Source organism: Streptomyces sp. MK37H (genome assembly GCF_018035285.1).
In the GTDB taxonomy this organism is placed as follows: domain Bacteria; phylum Actinomycetota; class Actinomycetes; order Streptomycetales; family Streptomycetaceae; genus Streptomyces; species Streptomyces endocoffeicus.
This window is the reverse complement of the sequence record NZ_JAAAYH010000151.1, coordinates 1-18561: the sequence shown is the minus strand read 5'-3', so window position 1 is coordinate 18561 and position 18561 is coordinate 1. Positions and strand designations below refer to the sequence as shown.

At 71.8% G+C, this 18561-nt stretch carries 13 protein-coding genes and 1 pseudogene; 10 read left to right on the top strand and 4 right to left on the bottom strand.

Annotation, left to right across the window (positions count from 1 at the left end):
• Positions 1-218 precede the first annotated feature (218 nt).
• Together GWI24_RS21630 and hppD are read right to left on the bottom strand one after the other, a co-directional pair.
• The gene (locus tag GWI24_RS21630) at positions 219-1307 is read right to left on the bottom strand and encodes an alpha-hydroxy acid oxidase (protein ID WP_210947569.1); all 1089 of its coding nucleotides are present in this window, start codon (positions 1305-1307) and stop codon (positions 219-221) included.
• 76 nt (positions 1308-1383) lie between these two features.
• Complete coding sequence (gene hppD / locus GWI24_RS21625; RefSeq protein ID WP_210947566.1) at positions 1384-2520, bottom strand: 4-hydroxyphenylpyruvate dioxygenase; 1137 nt, start codon at positions 2518-2520, stop codon at positions 1384-1386.
• A 189-nt stretch (positions 2521-2709) separates the two neighbouring features.
• Here hppD and GWI24_RS21620 point away from each other — a divergent pair, with 189 nt between their 5' ends.
• The 7 genes and pseudogenes from GWI24_RS21620 to GWI24_RS21590 all read left to right on the top strand — a co-directional run.
• Complete coding sequence (locus tag GWI24_RS21620; RefSeq protein ID WP_210947565.1) at positions 2710-3858, top strand: prephenate dehydrogenase; 1149 nt, start codon at positions 2710-2712, stop codon at positions 3856-3858.
• A gap of 223 nt (positions 3859-4081) precedes the next feature.
• Positions 4082-5512 carry a PLP-dependent aminotransferase family protein gene (locus tag GWI24_RS21615; RefSeq protein WP_247616693.1) on the top strand — a complete coding sequence of 477 codons (1431 nt, stop codon included), beginning with the start codon at positions 4082-4084 and terminating at the stop codon, positions 5510-5512.
• Positions 5513-5592: 80 nt separating this feature from the next.
• Complete coding sequence (dpgA, locus tag GWI24_RS21610; RefSeq protein WP_210947564.1) at positions 5593-6666, top strand: 3,5-dihydroxyphenylacetyl-CoA synthase DpgA; 1074 nt, start codon at positions 5593-5595, stop codon at positions 6664-6666.
• A gap of 14 nt (positions 6667-6680) precedes the next feature.
• Positions 6681-7340, top strand: a complete 660-nt coding sequence (gene dpgB, locus GWI24_RS21605) for an enoyl-CoA-hydratase DpgB (RefSeq protein WP_210947563.1) — start codon at positions 6681-6683, stop codon at positions 7338-7340.
• Positions 7337-8620 carry a (3,5-dihydroxyphenyl)acetyl-CoA 1,2-dioxygenase DpgC gene (gene dpgC / locus GWI24_RS21600; RefSeq protein ID WP_210947562.1) on the top strand — a complete coding sequence of 428 codons (1284 nt, stop codon included), beginning with the start codon at positions 7337-7339 and terminating at the stop codon, positions 8618-8620. Before dpgB ends, dpgC begins: the two co-directional genes overlap by 4 nt.
• A 98-nt stretch (positions 8621-8718) precedes the next feature.
• On the top strand, positions 8719-10239 hold the full coding sequence (locus GWI24_RS21595) for a tryptophan 7-halogenase (protein WP_210947561.1): 1521 nt from the start codon (positions 8719-8721) through the stop codon (positions 10237-10239).
• Between the two features lie 2 nt (positions 10240-10241).
• Positions 10242-11033 (top strand): annotated as a pseudogene (locus tag GWI24_RS21590) (alpha/beta fold hydrolase); the annotation flags it as partial.
• Here GWI24_RS21590 and GWI24_RS21585 read toward each other — a convergent pair.
• Together GWI24_RS21585 and GWI24_RS21580 are read right to left on the bottom strand one after the other, a co-directional pair.
• Entirely contained in the window at positions 11032-12432 is a 1401-nt protein-coding gene (locus GWI24_RS21585) for a HAMP domain-containing sensor histidine kinase (protein ID WP_247616692.1), read from the bottom strand. The pseudogene GWI24_RS21590 and the gene GWI24_RS21585 sit on opposite strands and share 2 nt — an antisense overlap.
• 29 nt (positions 12433-12461) lie before the next feature.
• Positions 12462-13115 (bottom strand): response regulator transcription factor, encoded by a 654-nt coding sequence (locus GWI24_RS21580; RefSeq protein ID WP_198280680.1) that lies wholly within the window; start codon positions 13113-13115, stop codon positions 12462-12464.
• 222 nt (positions 13116-13337) lie between these two features.
• Between GWI24_RS21580 and GWI24_RS21575 the strand changes: the two genes are divergently transcribed.
• The 3 genes from GWI24_RS21575 to GWI24_RS21565 all read left to right on the top strand — a co-directional run.
• A complete protein-coding gene (locus tag GWI24_RS21575) occupies positions 13338-13544 on the top strand; it encodes an MbtH family protein (RefSeq protein WP_020866836.1) in 207 nt (68 codons plus the stop codon).
• A 54-nt stretch (positions 13545-13598) separates the two neighbouring features.
• Entirely contained in the window at positions 13599-15704 is a 2106-nt protein-coding gene (locus GWI24_RS21570) for an ABC transporter ATP-binding protein (protein ID WP_210947567.1), read from the top strand.
• Between the two features lie 53 nt (positions 15705-15757).
• Positions 15758-18561 (top strand): non-ribosomal peptide synthetase (locus tag GWI24_RS21565; protein ID WP_210947559.1); only part of this gene is annotated, 2804 nt, incomplete at its 3' end.

The following is an 18561-nucleotide window of genomic DNA, read 5'->3' as shown; positions in this document are numbered from 1 at the left end:
CAGCACGCGGCGGAGCCGCGTATCGATGCCGCCGGGAAGGGGCGGGGAGGGGAAAGACCCGCCGGCCACCCCGTAGGACGGACCCCCTCCGGGCCCGTCCAACCAGCGGGAATCGCTGGTTGGACGGCTCCGGCCGAAGCCATATGCCGACCCAGCGATCCGGCCAGGAAGAGGGGCCCGTCCTGGCCGGATCGCCTGTGCGGCGGCGACGACGCGGTTCACCGTATGGTGCGCAGGCTCCGGGCCTCGGTGACATCGGCGCAGCCCGCCAGCCCCAGCGACGACCGCAGTTCGGCGGCCAGCAACTCGAAAACCCGCCGCACACCCGCCTCACCGGCCGCGGCCAGACCCCAGATCACCGGCCGTCCCACCAGCACCCCGGCCGCGCCGAGGGCCAGGGCCCTGAGGATGTCCGTACCGCTGCGGACGCCGCCGTCGAGCAGCAGCTCGCAGCGGCCGCCGAGCAAGGGCGCCAGCTCGGCCAGCGCGTCCAGGCTCGGCACGGCGCCGTCGAGCTGACGGCCGCCGTGGTTGGAGACCACCAGCGCGTCGACGCCCGACTCGGCGGCGCGCAGCGCGTCCTCGCGCGCCAGGACGCCCTTGAGCACCAGCGGCAGTCGTGTGTGCTCCCGCAGCCGGTCCACGATGGCCCAGGTCAGCGCGGGGGAGAACGCCTCGCTGGTGTGCGCGGCCACGGCCGAGGCACCGGCGGGCCGGATGTGTGCCGTCCCGCCCGCGTCGATGTTGACGGCCCGCACCTCGGCCGGGAGCGTGAACCGATTGCGGATGTCCCGCAGTCGGCGGCCCATCCACGGCACGTCCACGGTGAGCATGAGCGCCTCACAGCCCGCGTCCTCCGCCCGGCGGGCGAGCTCCAGCGTCCGGGCGCCGTCGCGCAGCCAGTAGAGCTGGAACCAGACGGCCCCGCCGACCGCGGTGATCTGCTCGACCGGCACACTGCTCAGCGTGGAGACCGCGAACGGCACCCCCGCGGCCTTCGCCGCCCGGGCGGTGGCCAGTTCACCGTCCGCGCTCACCAGCCGGTGATACGCCACCGGGGCCACCGCAAGTGGCATCGCCGCCGGGCGGCCGAGCAGCGTGGCGTCCGTCGTGCACCGCGAGACGTCCCGCAGCACCCGGGGCACGAGGAAGGTGCGGTCGAACGCCGCGCGGTTGGCGGCGAGCGTCAGCTCGTCACCGCTGCCGCCCGCCACGAAGTCCCGGACGTCGGGCGGCACGACGGCAGCGGCGGCGCGCTCGAGGTCGGTCAGACACTCGGCGCCGATCAGACACTCGGCGTCGGCCAGACACTCGGCGTCGGCCAGGCGCTCGACACCGGCCACGGCGTCAGCACCCGCCCCGGCCGCACCGCGATCGGTGCGGTCAGCGCCGGAAGTCACGCTGCCCGGTCCTCTCCAGCTCCACGGCCTCGTACAGCGCCTTGATGTTCGCGCTGCCGAAGGTCTGGGCGCCCTGCCGCTCGATGACCTCGTAGAAGAGGGTGTGCCGCGGGTGGGTGGAGGCCGTGAAGATCTGGAACAGCTGCCCGTCGTGGTCCTCGTCCGCTAGCACTCCGGTGGCGCGCAGATCGGCCAGGCGCCGCGGGCTGAGGTCGATCCGTTCACCCAGCAGGTCGTAGTACGCGTCGGGCGTGGTGAGGAAGGTGACGCCGCGGTCGGACAGGGCGCGCACGGAGCCGACGGCGTCGGGCGAGGAGAAGGCCAGGTGCTGCACGCCCGAGCCCTGGTGGCTCTTCAGGAACTCGTCGATCTGCCCCGGCAGGGCCGTGTCGTCGGGCTCGATGAGCGTGAGCGTGACGGTGCCGGACGGGCTCTGCACGACCTTCGAGTGCATCGCCTGGGCGCCGACGACGATGTGCTCCGCGAAGACGTCCCGGAAGCCCAGTGCCTGCTGGTAGTACGCGACGGCCGGGCCGAGGCCGCCGGTGCCGAGACAGACCGCGATGTGATCGATGTCGAGCAGACCCACCTCGGCCGGGCCCACCTCGGCCGGGCCCACCGTGGCACCCGGCCCGTCGGGCCGCTCCTGGCCGTCCGTCGGCACGAAACCCGCGGGCAGCCCGGGGCCCGCGTCCGGCGCGCGCTGGACCAGGGTGTGGACCACGTCCCCGAAGCCGTGCACCGCGGCGGTGACGGACGGGCCGTCACCGGTGTGCCGGGCCGGTTGCCGGTGGACACCGGCGCCGTTAGCCACCGCCGCCTCGAAGGCCGCCCGCACATCGGCGGTGCGCAGCGCGATGTCCGCGACGCCGTCGCCGTGGCTGAGCACGTACGCCGAGGCGGGGTGGCGGTCGGAGGTCGCCTGGGTGAGCACCAGCGTGATCTCCCCGTGCCGCAGCGCCAGGCTGCGGTGGTCCGCGGAACCACCGCTGCCGACGATGCCGAACGCATACCGGTCGACCCACTGGAACGCGCTCGAATCCAGGTTCTCCACATACAACTCGACATAGTCGATGGCGAGATCCGCGAGCGGCTCCGCGGCTTTCGATGAATTCCTCATGATGGCCCCCCAGATGGGAAGAAAACCGAGACCGCAGAACTCTAGGCGGCCATAAGCGCGTCCAGCCATCGGTGCCATTCCGGCGGTTAACGGAACTCGTGGACGCCGGGCCTTCTCCATAAGCTGTGCCGTGTTTTGTGTTTCCGGGTCGCGGTCCTCTTGGACGGGTGATGTCTTGTGATGCACACGATGGCTGTCATCGGCACCGGCCTCATCGGTACGTCGGTCGCGCTCGCCGCCACCGGTCAGGGTGTGTCGGTGTATCTCTCCGACCGGAACCGGGCCGCCGCCAGGACCGCCGCCGCACTCGGCGCGGGCCGGGCGGAGGACCCGCCGGAGCCGGTCGACCTGGCCGTGCTGGCGGTGCCGCCGAGCCGGATCGCCGAGGTGCTGATCGCGGCCCAGGCGCGCGGTCTGGCCCGCGCCTACACCGATGTGGCGAGCGTGAAGGCCGGCCCGGAGCGGGCCGTGCTCGCCCGCGCCCCCGAGCCCTCCCGCTACGTCGGAGGCCATCCGCTGGCCGGCCGGGAGCGGTCGGGGCCGCTGGCGGCGCGGCCCGAGCTCTTCCGGGGCCGCCCCTGGGCGCTGACGCCGCACCGGCTGACCTCGCGCGCCGCCCTCGACCGGGGTCTGGAGCTCGCGGAGTTGTGCGGCGCCGCCCCGGTGGTCATGCGCAGCCGGGAGCATGACGAGGTGGTGGCGCTGACCTCGCACGTCCCGCATCTGCTGGCCAGCGTGATGGCCGCCCGGCTGCGCGACGGCCCGGCCGGGGTGCCGCTGCTGGCCGGGCAGGGGCTGCGCGACGTGACCCGGATCGCCGCCGGGGACCCCCGGCTGTGGAGCGACATCCTGCGGTCCAACGCGGCCGCCATGGCCGGGGTGGTGAAGGAGCTGCGGGCCGATCTGGCCCGGGTGGCGGCGGCGCTGGACGTGCTCGCCAAGGAAGGCATGCTCACCAAGGAAGACTTGCTCGCCGGGGAAGACATGTTCGCCGAGGGCAACGGCGCAGGCCATGACCAGGGCGTACGGACTCTGGAGGACCTGCTGTCCCGGGGCGTCGCCGGGCTCGCGGGGCTGCCTCGCCCTGGCGCCGGTCCGCCCGCGGCCGAGGCGGGGCTACCGATCCTGGTCCCGGACCGCCCGGGGGAGCTGGCCCGGCTGCTGGGCGCCGTCGCGGCGCTCGGCGTCGCCGTGGACGACGTCGCCGTGGAGGCCGCGGAGGAGAGCGGGCTCCGGGTGCGCGTCCCCGTTCCCGCTGCCGACGCCGAGCGGATCGGGGCCAAGCTGGGCGCCGACGGATGGGACCGGGCACCGGCTGAATCGGTGTCCGCGGGATAGCGCTCCACAGGGCCGCCGACAAGCCCGTCCAAGCGCGCAGTTCGAGCAATTGGACGGCGTTGTCGAAAGACCGACGGGCGTGTGATGCTGAAGTATCCGAGCCGCCCTCATTCGGCCGCTCTCCTTGAAGTCGCCCTCATCGTAGTCGCCTTCATTCAACTCGCCCTCATTCAATTCACTCTCATTCGAGCCCCTCTCATTCATTTGCCGCCCGGGGGAATTCATGGCAGGAACCACCGTCGCCGCGCAGACCCGTCAACGCGAATACCTCGAAATGGCAGAGCTGCACGGCAGCGTTTCCGAGCCGGTGCTGGACACGATGAACTTCCTCAACGAGGTGACCCATCGCTATCCGGACGCGATCTCCTTCGCCCCGGGCCGGCCGTACGACGGCTTCTTCGACACCGAGCAGGTCTTCACCCACATCCGCCGCTATCTGGACCACCTGGCTGAGCAGGGGAGTTCACCGGCCGACATCCGTACCGCGCTGTACCAGTACGGGCCGACCGCCGGGCAGATCCGGCAGATCATCGCCGAATCGCTGCGCGCGGACGAGGACACCGAGGTGCCGGCCGAGTCCATCGTGGTGACCGTCGGCGCCCAGGAGGCCATGCTGCTGGTGCTGCGCGCGCTCTTCGCGGGCCCCGACGATGTTCTGCTGGTCTCCAGCCCCTGCTATGTGGGGATCACCGGTGCGGCCCGGCTGCTGGACGTGGCCGTGTGCCCGGTGGAGGAGCGCGAGGACGGGTTCCACGCCGCCGATCTGGAGGCCGCGGTGCTGGCGGAGCGGGCGCGCGGCCGCCGCCCCCGCGCCTTCTACGTGGTGCCCGACCACTCCAACCCGTCCGGGAACACCATGGGCCCGAAGGCGCGGGAGGAGCTGCTGGAGCTCGCCGAGCGCCATGACTTCCTGGTGCTGGAGGACAGCCCGTACCGGCAGGTGAGCCCCGGCACCCCGCTGCCGACGCTGAAGTCCCGGGACCGGGCCCGCCGCGTGGTGCACCTGGGCTCGTACTCCAAGACCGTCTTCCCCGGCGCCCGGGTCGGGTTCGTCGTGGCCGACCAGCGGGTCCGGGACGCCACGGGCGGTGAGCGGCTGCTGGCCGATGAACTGGCCAAGATCAAGAGCATGGTGACGGTCAACACCTCGTCGCTGAGCCAGGCCGCCGTGGCGGGCGCGCTGCTCGGCGCCCGGGGGCGGCTGTCGGAGCTGAACGCCGAGGCGGCCGCGTACTACGGCGAGGCGATGCGGGAGATGCTGCGGCGGCTGGACGCCCGGCTGCCCGCCGCCCGCCGGGAGGCGCTCGGGGTGCGCTGGAACGAGCCCAGCGGCGGCTTCTTCCTCACCATGCGGGTCCCGTTCCGGGTGGACAACACCGTACTGACCACATCCGCACAGGACTTCGGCGTGATCTGGACGCCGATGGCGCACTTCTACCCCGGCGCCGGTGGCCACCACGGCATCCGGCTGTCCATCAGCTATCTGACGCCCGCCGAGATCGACGAGGGCACGGCGAGGCTCGCGCGCTTCATCGAGGCGCACAGCGCGTCGCACAACGCGTCCAACGTGTCGCACAACGCGTCCAGCGCGTCGCATGACGCGCCGCATAACGCGTCGCACAGCGCGTCGCACAGCACCAGCGGATCCCAGTGAGAAAGGTGAGGCAACGTGTCCGGACTGAGTCGCAGTCGCCGGCCCCGGAGCAAGCCGCGTATGTGGGGGTGGACCTTCCGATGAACCTGGCAGCCGAGTTACGGCCCCGCGCACTCGGCGTGGGGACAGCGGTGACATCCACGTCGTACACCCAGCAGGAGGTGCTCGACGCCTTCGCGATCACCGACCCCAAGATCCGTTCGGTCTTCCTCAACAGCGCCATCGACCGCCGCCATCTGACGCTCCCGCCACCGGACGGCAAGGGCGGCCGCGTCCCCGAACCGCAGGGCGACCTGCTCGACAAGCACAAGGCCAAGGCCATCGAGATGGGCGCCGAGGCGCTGCGCGCCTGCCTCAAGCGGGCCGGTGCCGAGCTGGCCGAGCTGCGCCACCTGTGCTGTGTGACCTCCACCGGACTCCTCACCCCGGGGCTGAGCGCCCTGCTCATCAAGGAGCTCGGCATCGACCGGCACTGCAGCCGCTCCGACATCGTGGGCATGGGCTGCAACGCCGGGCTGAACGCCCTGGGCGTGGTCGCGGGCTGGGCCGTCGCCCACCCCGGCGAACTCGCCGTCGTGCTCTGCGCGGAAGCCTGCTCCGCCGCGTACGCGATCGACTCGACGATGCGCACCGCCGTCGTCAACAGCCTCTTCGGGGACGGCGCGAGCGCGATCGCGCTCCGCTCAGGACCGGACGGCGCGGCAGACCCCCAGGGGCCGCGCATCCTCAAGTTCGCCAGCTGCATCATCCCGGACGCCTCCGACGCCATGCGCTACGACTGGGACCGCGAGCAGGGCCGCTTCAGCTTCTACCTGGATCCGCAGATCCCGTATGTGGTCGGCGCCCACGCCGAACTGGTCGTGGACCGGCTGCTGGTGGACACCGGGCTGCGCCGCAGCGACATCTCGCACTGGCTGGTGCACTCGGGCGGCAAGAAGGTCATCGACGCCGTCGTCGTCAACCTGGGGCTCACCCGGCACGACGTCCGGCACACCGTCGGTGTGCTGCGCGACTACGGCAACGTGTCCAGCGGCTCGTTCCTGTTCTCCTACGAACGGCTCCTGGACGAGGGAGTCGCCAAACCGGGTGAGTACGGCGTGCTGATGACCATGGGGCCCGGCTCCACGATCGAGACGGCGCTGGTCCAGTGGTGAACGCGGAGGGTGGCATGGAAGAACTGCTGACCGTGGCGATCGACGGGGCCGAGCCGCCGACCGCCGCGACCGTGAACGCCGTACAGGCCGTGTGCGACCAGGCCGAGGACCGCCCCGGCCGCGGAGTCGTCGCCGTACAGGTAGGCGGGGCCCCGGCAGTGGGGTGGACCGGCGACCTCGATGTGATGCGCATCAGCAAATGGGAGCGGACACTGCGCCGTCTGGAGCGGCTGCCCCGGGCCACCGTCGCGGTGGCCTCGGGCGACTGCGGCGGCGCGGCCCTGGACGCCTTCCTCGTCTGCGACGTCCGGGTGGTCACCCCGGGCACCCGGCTGCTCGTCCACGGCGACACCACGGCGACCTGGCCCGGTATGGCCGGCTACCGGCTCGTGCAGCTGGCCGGGCCCGCGCGGGTCCGTCGGGCACTGCTGTTCGGTGTGCCCATCGAGGCCCCCGAGGCGCTCGCGCTCGGCGTGGCCGACGAGTTGGCCGACGACCCGGCCGGTGCGGTCGCGGCCGCCACCGGGCTGGTCAGCGGGCTGGCCGGAAAGGAGGTCGCGATCCGCCGGCAGCTGCTCTTCGACGCCGCGACGACCAGCTTCGAGGACGCCCTCGGTCCCCATCTGGCCGCCTGCGACCGGGCGTTGCGGCCGCCCGTGGTGGAGGCGTCATGACCGTCCCGCTCTGGCCGGAGCTGCGGCAGGCGGCCTACCGCGTCGACGAACTGGTGGCGAAACTGCCGGAACCCGGCGCCCGGGGACCTGAGGAGCGGGCCGGGCTCGCCGCGGCCAAGGACACCGCCCGGGCGCTGCGGACGCGCTATCTGCACACCCACGCCGACGCCGTGTACGACCACCTCACCAGCGGCGGCGCCGATGAGCTCCGCATCGCCGAACTCGTCAGCGCCGCCGCGGACGCCTTCCCCGCGCTGCTGCCCACGGCCGGACAGCTCGCGGCCGACCGCGCCCGGCGGCAGGCGGACAAGGAAGGGTACGAGATCGACCAGGGCATCTTCCTGCGCGCCGTGCTGGGCTCGCCCCGGTCCGGGCCGCATCTGCTCGACGCGATGCTCCGGCCGACGCCACGGGCGCTGCGGCTGCTGCCGGAGTTCACGAGGACCGGTGTCCTCGAGACGGCCTCCGTACGGATGGAGCGGCGCGACGGCGCGGCGTATCTGACGATGTGCCGGGACGACTGCCTGAACGCCGAGGACGAGCAGCAGGTCGACGACATGGAGACCGCCGTGGACCTCGCGCTGCTCGACCCGGAGGTGAGGGTCGGGGTGGTGCGCGGCGGCACGATGAGCCATCCCCGCTACCGGGGCCGGCGGGTGTTCAGCGCGGGCATCAACCTCAAGAGCCTGCACGCCGGGGCCATTTCGCTGGTCGGCTTTCTGCTCCGCCGCGAGCTGGGCTATATCCACAAGCTGGTCAGGGGAGTGCGCACCGACACCGCGCCCTGGCACTCCCCGACGGTCGAAAAGCCGTGGGTCGCGGCCGTCGAGACGTTCGCCATCGGCGGTGGCACCCAGCTGCTGCTCGTCTTCGACCATGTGCTCGCCGCGTCGGACGCCTGTCTCAGCCTGCCCGCGGCCCGGGAGGGCATCGTGCCGGGGGCCGCGAACTTCCGGCTCGGCCGGCACACCGGACCGCGGATCTCCCGGCAGGTCATCCTGCGGGGCCGTCGGATCCGGGCCACCGAACCCGATGCCCGGTTGCTGATCGACGAGGTGGTCGAGCCGGAGGAGATGGACACGGCCGTGGCCGGCGCCGTGGAGCGGCTCGGCGGCCCGGCGGTCGTGCCCAACCGGCGGATGCTGGGCGGGGCCGAGGAGCCGGTCGAGGAGTTCCGCCGCTATATGGCCGAGTTCGCGCTGCAGCAGGCGCTGCGCCTGTACGGCGAGGACGTCATCGGCAAGGTCGGCCGGTTCGCGGGGCAGGGGCAGGGCGCATGACCGCGGCCGCGCCCCGGTGCGCTGCCGCCGCTGCCGCTGCCGCTGCCGCTACCGCTACCGCTACCGAGAAGAGCAATGGACGCCAGGAGGGGGAAACAATGAGCAGTGAGGGTCGTCAGGAGTACGACGTCAGCGAGGGTCGTGAGAGTTACGACGTCGTGGTGGTCGGGGGCGGTCCCGGTGGGTCGACGCTCGCCGCGCTCGTCGCCATGCGGGGCCACCGGGTCCTGATTCTGGAGAAGGAGACGTTTCCGCGGTATCAGATCGGCGAGTCGCTGCTGCCGTCCACGATCCACGGCGTCTGCCGGATGACCGGGGTGGCGGAGAAGCTGGCCGCGGCCGGGTTCACCCCGAAGAAGGGCGGCACGTTCCGCTGGGGTGCCAACACCGAGCCGTGGACGTTCTCCTTCTCGGTGTCCCCGAAGATCGCGGGGGCCACCTCGCACGCGTACCAGGTCGAGCGCTCGAAGTTCGACACCATCCTGCTGGAACACGCGGTGGAGAAGGGCGCCGAGGTCCGCTTCCGGGCGTCGGTCTCCGATGTGCTCGAGGACGGTGAGCGGGTCACCGGCGTGCGGTACACCGACGCGGACGGCACCGAACACGAGGTGCACGCCGGCTACGTCGTGGACGCGTCGGGCAACGGCAGCCGGCTGCACAAGCGGGTGGGCGGCACCCGGGAGTACTCGCAGTTCTTCCGCAGCCTCGCGCTGTTCGGCTACTTCGAGGGCGGCAAGCGGCTGCCCGCCCCCAACTCGGGCAACATCCTGTCCGTGGCGTTCGAGAGCGGCTGGTTCTGGTACATCCCGCTCACCCCGGACCTCACCAGCGTCGGCGCGGTCGTCCGCCGGGAGAACGCCGACAAGATCCAGGGCGATCCGGAGCGGGCCCTGCTGGCGCTCATCGACGAATGCCCGCTGATCAAGGAGTATCTGTCGGACGCCACCCGGGTGACGGAGGGCCAGTACGGCCAGCTGCGGGTGCGCAAGGACTACTCGTACCACCAGACCAAGTTCTGGCGGCCCGGCCTCGTGCTCATCGGCGACGCCGCCTGCTTCGTCGACCCGGTCTTCTCCTCCGGCGTCCACCTGGCCACCTACAGCGCCCTGCTGGCGGCCCGCTCGATCAGCAGCAGCCTGGCCGGGATCGTCTCGGAGGAGGCGGCGTTCACCGAGTTCGAGGCCCGCTACCGCCGGGAGTACGGCGTCTTCTACGAGTTCCTGATGTCCTTCTACGACATGCACGTCGACGAGAACTCCTACTTCTGGTCGGCCAAGAAGGTCACCCGCAACCAGCACACCGAACTGGAGTCGTTCGTCGAGCTGGTGGCGGGCGTGTCGTCCTCGGAGTTCGACCTCGACGGGGCCGAGTCGGCCGCGCTGCGCATGAAGTCCAAGTCGGCCGAGTTCGTCTCCGCCATCGACGAGATGTCCGCGGACGCCCAGGGGAACATGACGCCGCTGTTCCGCTCCTCCGCGGTGCGCCAGGCGATGCAGGAGGGCGCGCAGGTGCAGAGCCGGGCCTTCCTCGGCGAGGATCTCGGCCCCGATGTGCCGATGTTCCCCGGCGGTCTCATCACCTCCGACGACGGCATGCTCTGGCAGCCGGGGCCGGCCTGACGATGCCTGTCGTCCGGATCAACGGGATCCAGCTGAACTACGAGGAGCACGGCACGGGGGACCCGGTCGTCATGGTGACCGGCACCGGGGCCCCCGGCCGGATGTGGCGCACCCACCAGGTGCCCGCGCTCAAGGCGGCCGGCTTCAAGGTGATCACCGTGGACAACCGCGGGATCCCGCCGAGCGATCCCTGCGTCGAGGGCTTCACCCTCGACGACATGGCGGCGGACATCGCGGGCCTCATCGAGCACCTCGGCGCGGGCCCGTGCCGGGTCGTGGGCTTCTCGCTGGGCGGCATCATCGTCCAGGAGCTGCTCCTGGCCCGGCCCGAACTCGTCCGGTCGGCCGTGCTGATGGCGACAAGCGGCCGGGCCGACACCTTCGCCACCGCCCAGGCGATCGCGGAGATGGACCTGGCCGACAGCGGGGTCAAGCTGCCGCCCCGCTACGCCGCCTATGTCAACGCGCTGCAGAGCCTGTCCCCGCAGACCCTGGCCGATGAGCAGCGGTTGCGCGACTGGCTGGACATCTTCGAGATCTCCGCCGTCGACCTGGCCTCGGTCCGCGGCCAGCTCGGCCTGCAACTGATCCCCAACCGGCTGCCCGCGTACGCGGCCATCCGCTGCCCGTGCCTGGTCCTGGGCTTCGAGCACGACCTGATCGTAAGGCCGCAGCTCACCCGGGAGGTCGCGGACGCCATCCCGGGCGCCCGCTACACCGAGATCCCCGGCTGCGGACACTACGGCTATCTGGAGAAGCCGGCCGCGGTGAACGCCGCGCTCGTCGACTTCTTCACCGCTCCCCTCGCCGCTGGGGTGGCGGTCCCGGGCGGTGGTCCAGTGGCGGTCCCGGGCGGTGGGCGAGTGACACTTCCGGCCGGTGGCTCGGTGGCGATCCCGGCCGGTGGTCCGGTGGCGGCTCCTTCCGGTGGCCCGTTGGCGGTTCCTGCCGGTGGCCCGGCGGGTGCGGAAAGCCGATCGTGAAGACGAGGCCCCCCTCCGGGCGGGCCTCCACGGCGAGCGTGGCGTCATGCGCCACCGCGATGGCCTGCACGATCGACAGCCCCAAGCCCAGACCGTCCTTGTTGGTCCGCGGGTCGCCGAGCCGCTGGAACGGCTGGAACATCTGGTCCAGCGCGCTCGGCGGCACCACCGGACCGGAGTTGGCCACGGTCAGGACCGCCCGGCCGGGCTCGTCCGCCGTGGCCACCTCCACCCAGCCGTACGGCTCGTTGTGCCGTAGCGCGTTGTCCACCAGGTTGATGACGAGCCGTTCGGCCAGCGGCCGGTGGCCCGCCGCGACCGTCGCCGCCGGCGCACAGCGCAGCGTGACCCGCCGCTGCTCCGCATCCGTCCGGCGGGCCGCCACGACCTCCCGCGCCAGCCGGTCCAGGTCGAACGGCCGCCGCACCTCGATCCCCGCGTGGCTACGGGCCAGGGTCAGCAGCGCCTCGATCATGCGCTCCTGCTGGGCGCCCGCGGCGAGGATCCGTTCATGCGCCGCGCGCAGCGATGCCACGTCCGCGTCGGGATCCGACAGGGCCAGCTGCCCCAGTGTCCGCTGCCGGGCGAGGGGAGTGCGCAGCTCGTGCGAGGCGTTGGCGACGAACCGGCGCTGTGCCTCGAACGACGTCTCCAGCCGGCCGAGCAGACCGTCGAACGTGTCGCCCAGCTCCTTGAGTTCATCGCTCGGGCCCTCAAGCGCGAGGCGCTGATGCAGGCTCGTCGCCGAGATCTCCCGGGCGGCGCCGATGACCGTCCGCAGCGGTCGCAGTATCCGCCCCGAGACCACCCAGCCCAGCGCGATCGAGATGACCGACATCAGCCCGAGCGCGATCGCGGACTGCACCAGGAGGTCGTGCAGCACGGCGTCCCGCTGCAGCTCCATGATCTCCCGCGCCGCGGCCGGAAGGATGTCGCGGGTGCTCTCCCCGATGCGCCCCCGCGGCGGCGGTACCGGCGGGGAGTGGCCATCGGTCTCGCCCGCCCGCGGCCCACCGCCGTCCGGCGCGGGCTGCCCGCCGGACAGCGAACCGCCGCCTGCGCCCAGCACCAGCAGATACGTGATCGTCAGCAGCGCCGCCCCCGAGAGCAGGAACAGCGCCCCGTACAGCAGCGTCAGCTTCAGCCGGACCGTACGCCGGGGCAGGGCCGAGTGCGCGAGCCGGGCGGTGAGCCGGGACAGCGGAGACATTAGCCGGGACAGTGAAGGCATCGGCGGCCTCAGATCCGGTAGCCGCGCTTGGCGACGGTCTCGATCACCGGCGGTTCGCCCAGCTTGGCCCGCAGCCTGCTGATGGTGATCTTCACGGCGCTGGTGAACGGATCGGCCGCCTCGTCCCACACCCGCTCCAGCAACTCCTCCGCCGACACCGCCCGCCCCTTGGCCGACAGCAGCAGCTCCAGCACGCCGAACTCCTTGGGCGCCAGCTCCAGCGGCCGGCCCGCCCGGGCGGCCTTGCGGCGCGCCGTGTCCACCACCAGGTCGCCGTGGTGCACCACCGGCGGCACGGCCGGATGCGCCCGCCGGGCCAGGGCCCCGATCCGGGCGATCAGCACCGGGAAGTCGAACGGCTTCGCCAGATAGTCGTCGGCCCCCAGATTGAGCCCGTCCACCAGATCCTCCGCGGAGGCCGCCGCGGTCAGCATCAGCACCCTGCTGCGGCAGCCGGACGCGATCAGCTCGGAGCAGATCTCGTCGCCGTGCATCCCGGGCAGATCCCGGTCCAGCACGATCACGTCGTAGTCACTGAGCAGCGCCCGCTCAAGACCGCTCTCCCCGTCGAACGCCACATCGACGGCCATCTGCGCCCGCCGTAAGCCGACGGCCACCGCCTGCGCCATTTCCTGGTCGTCCTCCACCACGAGCACGCGCACCCGCTCCCCCTCCTCGGTCTGTCCAACCTGCCCCGCTCGGCCCTGCCCCCTGGACAACGGGATCCAGAATGCCCCGGCTCCGGTTTCCGCGGGGTTTCACCCGTTGTCCAAGTGCAGAGAATACGCGGTTGGACGCCACTTCAATAGTCGACCTTGCCGCTCCCGACGGGCCCTCGTTACCTTGAATTCCGGCCCGCTCCAGGGAAGTTGGAAGGAGTGAAGATGACCAATCCGTTCGACGACGAAAACGGTTCCTTTCTGGTCCTGCTGAACGACGAGGGCCAGTATTCGCTGTGGCCCGCCTTTGCCGAGGTACCGGCCGGCTGGCGCGTCGTATTCGGCGAGGACGCCCGCAAGAACTGCCTGGACTACATCGAGGAGAACTGGCGCGACATGCGCCCCAAGAGCCTCATCGACCAGCTCACATAGGTCGGGACGACCCAAGCCGAGGAGAGCGTCGTGTCCATAGGCGGCCCAGGGCCGATGATGATTCGCGCGGTGGGCCCCGACCCATCCGTGACCAAGCAGAAAATAAAAGCCGGGACCGCGAAACGGATAGTTCCGTATACCCGGCCGTACCGCGTCAGCATCTGTCTGCTGCTGCTCATGACCGTGCTGAACGCCGCCATTGTCGTGGCCACCCCCATCCTCTTCAAATACCTCATCGACAATGGCATCGCCGAACACGATTCCGATGTCGTCGTGGGTATCGCCGTGGCGGTCGGCGGACTGGCGGTCCTCGGCGCGCTGCTGGGGTTCGGCGAGGCGTGGTACTCGGCCCGGGTCAGTGAAGGGCTCGTCTACGGGCTGCGCACCGAGGTCTTCGACCATGTGCAGCGCCAGCCGCTGGCGTTCTTCACCCGGGCCCAGACCGGCGCCCTGGTCAGCCGGCTCAACGCGGATGTGGTCGGGGCCCAGCAGGCCCTGACCTCACTGCTGTCCACGGTCGTCTCGGCCGCGCTCACCCTGCTGTTCGTCCTCATCACGATGTTCTACCTGTCCTGGGTGATCACCCTGATCTCCGTGGTGGTGCTGCCCTTCTTCATCCTCCCCGGCAAGGTCGTCGGGCGCCGGCTGCAGCGGCTCATGCGCTCCCAGATGGAGCAGAACGCCGAAATGGGCGCGCTGATGAACGAGCGCTTCAACGTGACCGGGGCCCTGCTGGCCAAGCTGTACGGCCGGCCCAACCGGGAGCTGCGCCAGTTCACCAAGCTGGCCGGCAAGGTCCGCGACCTCGGCGTCCTGACCGCCGTCAACGGCAAGCTGCTCTTCCTGTCGATGGTCCTCCTCAGCGCGCTCGCCACCGCCGTGGTCTACGGCGTCGGCGGCCACCTCGTCATCGACGACGCCTTCGAGATCGGCACCCTGGTGGCACTGGCCACGCTGCTCACCCGGCTCTTCGGCCCCATCAACCAGCTCTCCAGCGCCCAGGCCAACGTGGTCACCGCCCTCGTCAGCTTCGACCGGCTCTTCGAGATCCTCGACCTCAAGCCGCTCATCTCCGAGAAGCCCGACGCGATCGCCCTGCCCCGCGACGGCGCGCCCGAGATCGTCTTCGACGGCGTCTCGTTCTCGTACCCGGCCGCCGCGGACGTCTCGCTCGCCTCCCTCGAATCGATCGCCATGCCGCGGCCGGAGCGCACCAGGAACGACTGGACCCTGCGCGAGCTGAGCTTCCGGCTGCCCGCCGGGAAGCTCACCGCCCTCGTCGGCCCCTCCGGCGCCGGCAAGACCACCATCACCCATCTCGTACCCCGGCTGTACGACCCCGGCGAGGGCACCGTCAGCATCGACGGACACGACCTCCGGGACCTCACGCTGGAGTCCCTCTACGACACCATCGGCGTCGTCACCCAGGACGCCTATCTCCTCCACGCCACCATCGGCGACAACCTCCGCTACGCCCGTCCGGAGGCCACCGAGCGGGAGATGATCGACGCCTGCAGGGCCGCCCAGATCTGGGGCCTGATCGAGTCCCTCCCCGACGGCTTCGACACCGTCGTGGGCGACCGCGGCTACCGGCTCTCCGGCGGCGAGAAACAGCGCATCGCCATGGCCCGGCTGCTGCTCAAGGCGCCACCGGTCGTCGTCCTCGACGAGGCCACCGCACACCTCGACTCCGAGTCCGAGGCCGCGCTGCAGCGGGCACTGGAGACCGCGCTCGCGGGGCGCACCTCGCTGGTGATCGCCCACCGGCTGTCCACGATCCGCGACGCCGACCAGATCCTCGTGATCGACGGCGGCCGGGTGCGGGAGAGCGGCACCCATGAGGAGCTCCTTGCCCTGGGTGGGCTTTACGCGGAGCTGCACCGCACGCAGTTCGCGGGGCGTGGGGGGCCGGATGGTCATGAGGCGCCGCCCAATGGGCGTGGGCCGGTGCCGCCTCATGGTCACGGGCCGGTGGGCAATGGGCATGGGCCGGGGCCCCATGGTCATGCGCCGGTCGGGCCTCCTCGTGGGCCGTATCCGGCGGGTCCGGGGGCTGGTCCGTTCCCGGGGCCGGGGCCGGGTCCTGCGCCCTTTCCGGGACCGGGACCTCGTCCGGGAACGCGGGCGATGCCCGGTGGCCCGCCGCCCGGCCACGGCTGAGCACACGTAGCTCCGACCACCGCCATCGCGTACCGCGGCAGAGGGAGACATCCATGCATGGCACGACCGAATCCTGGCGACCGCTGGGCGAGTTGTTCGACGCCCAGGTGACCGAGTCGCCGGACGCGGTGGCGGTGATCGGCGCGGACGGTCTGGAGTGGTCGTACGCGGAGCTGGGGGCTCGGGCGGACCGAGTTGCCGGGGCGCTGGCCGCGCACCGGGTCGGGCACGGTGACCTCGTGGCGGTGGTGCTGGGCCGGTCCGCCGAGCTGGTGGCGGTGTGGCTGGGGGTGGTGAAGGCCGGGGCGGGGTTCGTTCCGGTCGACCCGGCGTATCCGGCCGAGCGGATCGGATGGATGGTCGAGGACGCCGGGCCGGTGCTGGCGGTGTGCTCGGAGGAGACGCGGGCGTTGGTTCCGGCCGGGGTAGAGTGCCTGGTCTGGGATCCGGCCGCGGAGGGTGAATCGGCGCCCGCGGTGGCCGTGGATGCCGATGATGTGGCGTATGTGATCTATACCTCGGGCTCGACGGGCCGTCCCAAGGGCGTGCTCGTGACCCATCGCGGCATCGGCAACCTGGCGGCCGCGCAGATCGACCGGTTCGCGGTGGACGCCGATGCGCGGGTGCTCCAACTGGCGTCGTTGAGCTTCGACGCCGCGGTATCCGAGATCTGCATGGCGTTGCTCTCGGGTGCCGCGTTGGTGATGGCTGACGCGGACAGGTTGCCGCCGCAGGGGTCGTTGAGCGAGACGGTGGCCGAGTACGGCGTCACGCATGCGACCGTGCCGCCGTCGGTGCTGGCCACGGTGGAGGAGCTGCCGGAGAGTCTGCGGACGCTGGTGGTGGCGGGTGAAGTGTGCCCGCCAGGACTGGTGGAGCGGTGGGCCCCTGGACGGCGGATGATCAATGCGTACGGCCCGACCGAGGTCACCGTATGCGCGACGATGAGCGCGCCGCTGACGCCGTCCGGGCCGGTGCCGATCGGTGGGCCGATCGCCAACACGCGCGTCTTCGTGCTGGATGAGCGGCTGCGGCCGGTCCCCGAGGGTGTGCTGGGCGAGTTGTACGTCGCGGGGCCGGGGCTCGCGCGTGGCTATCTCGGCCGCCCGGGGCTGACGGCGGAACGGTTCGTGGCCTGCCCGTTCACGGACGGGCGGATGTATCGCACGGGCGACCTCGCCCGGCGGACTGCCGACGGTGAGCTGGTCTTCGGCGGCCGGGCCGATGAGCAGGTGAAGGTGCGTGGCTTCCGGGTGGAGCCGGGTGAGATCGAGGCCGTTCTCGCCGGGCATCGGAGTGTCGGCCACGTCGTCGTGGTCGTACGGGAGGACCGTCCCGGGGACCGGCGGCTCGTCGCCTACGTCGTCCCCGAACGGGACCACGTGGACACCGCCGGGCTGCGGGAATACGTGGCCGGGCGGTTGCCGGAGTACATGGTGCCCACCGCGGTCGTCGCCCTGGATGCCCCTCCGGTCACCGTCAACGGCAAGCTGGACCGCGCCGCCCTCCCCGCACCCGACTTCACCGACGCCGCCGAGGGCCGTGGTCCGCGGACGCCCGCCGAAGAGCTGCTCTGCAGGCTCTATGGCGAGATCCTCGGCCTGGAACGGGTCAGCGCGGAGGCATCCTTCTTCGAACTCGGCGGCGATTCGATTCTGACCATGCTGCTGGTGTCGGTGGCCCGGCGCGCCGGGCTGGTGATCGCCCCGTACCAGGTGTTCGAGCTCGCCACCCCGGCCCGCCTCGCCGATGTCGCTGAGCCGCTGGATGAGAGCGCCACGACAGGTGACCGGGCACGCGGCGCCGGACACCTGCCGCTCTCCCCGGCCATGCACGAACTGCTGGACCACGAGGGACTTCAGGGACCCTCGAGACCCGAGAGGACCGTGGGTTTCCGGTCGGCCGTGCTGGACCTCCCGGCCGGGCTCGACCTGGGCGACATCGTCCGTGCGCTGCAGGCCGTCGTCGATCGCCACGACATGCTGCGAGCCCGGTTGGAGACCACGCCGGAGCGGCGGCTGACCGTACCCCCGGCGGGCTCGGTGTCCGTCCGCCCGTGGACGCGGCGGGTGGCGACGGCAGGCATGGACGCCGATCGCGTCCAGCGGCTGCTCACCGCCGAGTCGGCCGAGGCCGGACGGCGGCTGGACCGGCCGGCCGGGGTGATGGCCCAGGCCGTGTGGTGCGACAGCGGGCCGGACGCGCCGGGGCGGCTGCTCGTCGTCGCGGACCGGCTGGTGGTCGACGCGGTGTCCTGGCGGATCCTCTTGAAGGACGTGGCCGCCGCGATCGCGGGGCGGGAGATCGCGTCGGTTCCGACGTCGTTCCGCCACTGGACGCAGGCCCTGACCACGCAGGCCGACAGCGCGCAACGGCGTGCGGAGCTGCCCGCCTGGGCCGAACTCCTCGCCGCCGGCGACTCGTTGCTCACTACCCGGCCGACCGACCCGGCCCGCGACGCGAAGGCCCCGGTGCGGCGCGCCTCCGTACGCATCCCGGCCGACACCACGGCGGCGGTGCTGACCGCCCTGCCGGACGCGTTCCACACCGGCGCCGAGACCGTCCTGCTGACCGGGCTGACCGCGGCCCTCGCCGCCTGGCGCGACGGCCAGGACCGGACCGGTGGCTTCCTCATGGACGTGGCGGTGCCGGACCACGGACGTGGCGCCCTGGGGAGCGGCGCCGATCTCTCCCGCACCGTGGGCCCGTTCGCCCACAGCCACCCCGTACGGCTCGACACCGGGGCCCTCGACCTCGCGGAGATCCGCCTCGGCGGTCCTGCCACGGGCCGGGCCGTGAAGCAGATCAAGGAACAGCTGCGGGCCGTCCCCGGCGATGGACTCGGCTACGGCCTGCT

Coding starts and splice junctions, on each gene's coding strand:
- dpgA (WP_210947564.1), top strand. CDS start 5,593: ATGAACCTGGCAGCCGAGTTACGGCCCCGCGCACTCGGCGTGGGGACA.
- dpgB (WP_210947563.1), top strand. CDS start 6,681: ATGGAAGAACTGCTGACCGTGGCGATCGACGGGGCCGAGCCGCCGACC.
- hppD (WP_210947566.1), bottom strand. CDS start 2,520: ATGAGGAATTCATCGAAAGCCGCGGAGCCGCTCGCGGATCTCGCCATC.
- GWI24_RS21595 (WP_210947561.1), top strand. CDS start 8,719: ATGAGCAGTGAGGGTCGTCAGGAGTACGACGTCAGCGAGGGTCGTGAG.
- dpgC (WP_210947562.1), top strand. CDS start 7,337: ATGACCGTCCCGCTCTGGCCGGAGCTGCGGCAGGCGGCCTACCGCGTC.
- GWI24_RS21615 (WP_247616693.1), top strand. CDS start 4,082: ATGGCAGGAACCACCGTCGCCGCGCAGACCCGTCAACGCGAATACCTC.
- GWI24_RS21575 (WP_020866836.1), top strand. CDS start 13,338: ATGACCAATCCGTTCGACGACGAAAACGGTTCCTTTCTGGTCCTGCTG.
- GWI24_RS21620 (WP_210947565.1), top strand. CDS start 2,710: ATGGCTGTCATCGGCACCGGCCTCATCGGTACGTCGGTCGCGCTCGCC.
- GWI24_RS21570 (WP_210947567.1), top strand. CDS start 13,599: ATGATGATTCGCGCGGTGGGCCCCGACCCATCCGTGACCAAGCAGAAA.
- GWI24_RS21585 (WP_247616692.1), bottom strand. CDS start 12,432: ATGTCTCCGCTGTCCCGGCTCACCGCCCGGCTCGCGCACTCGGCCCTG.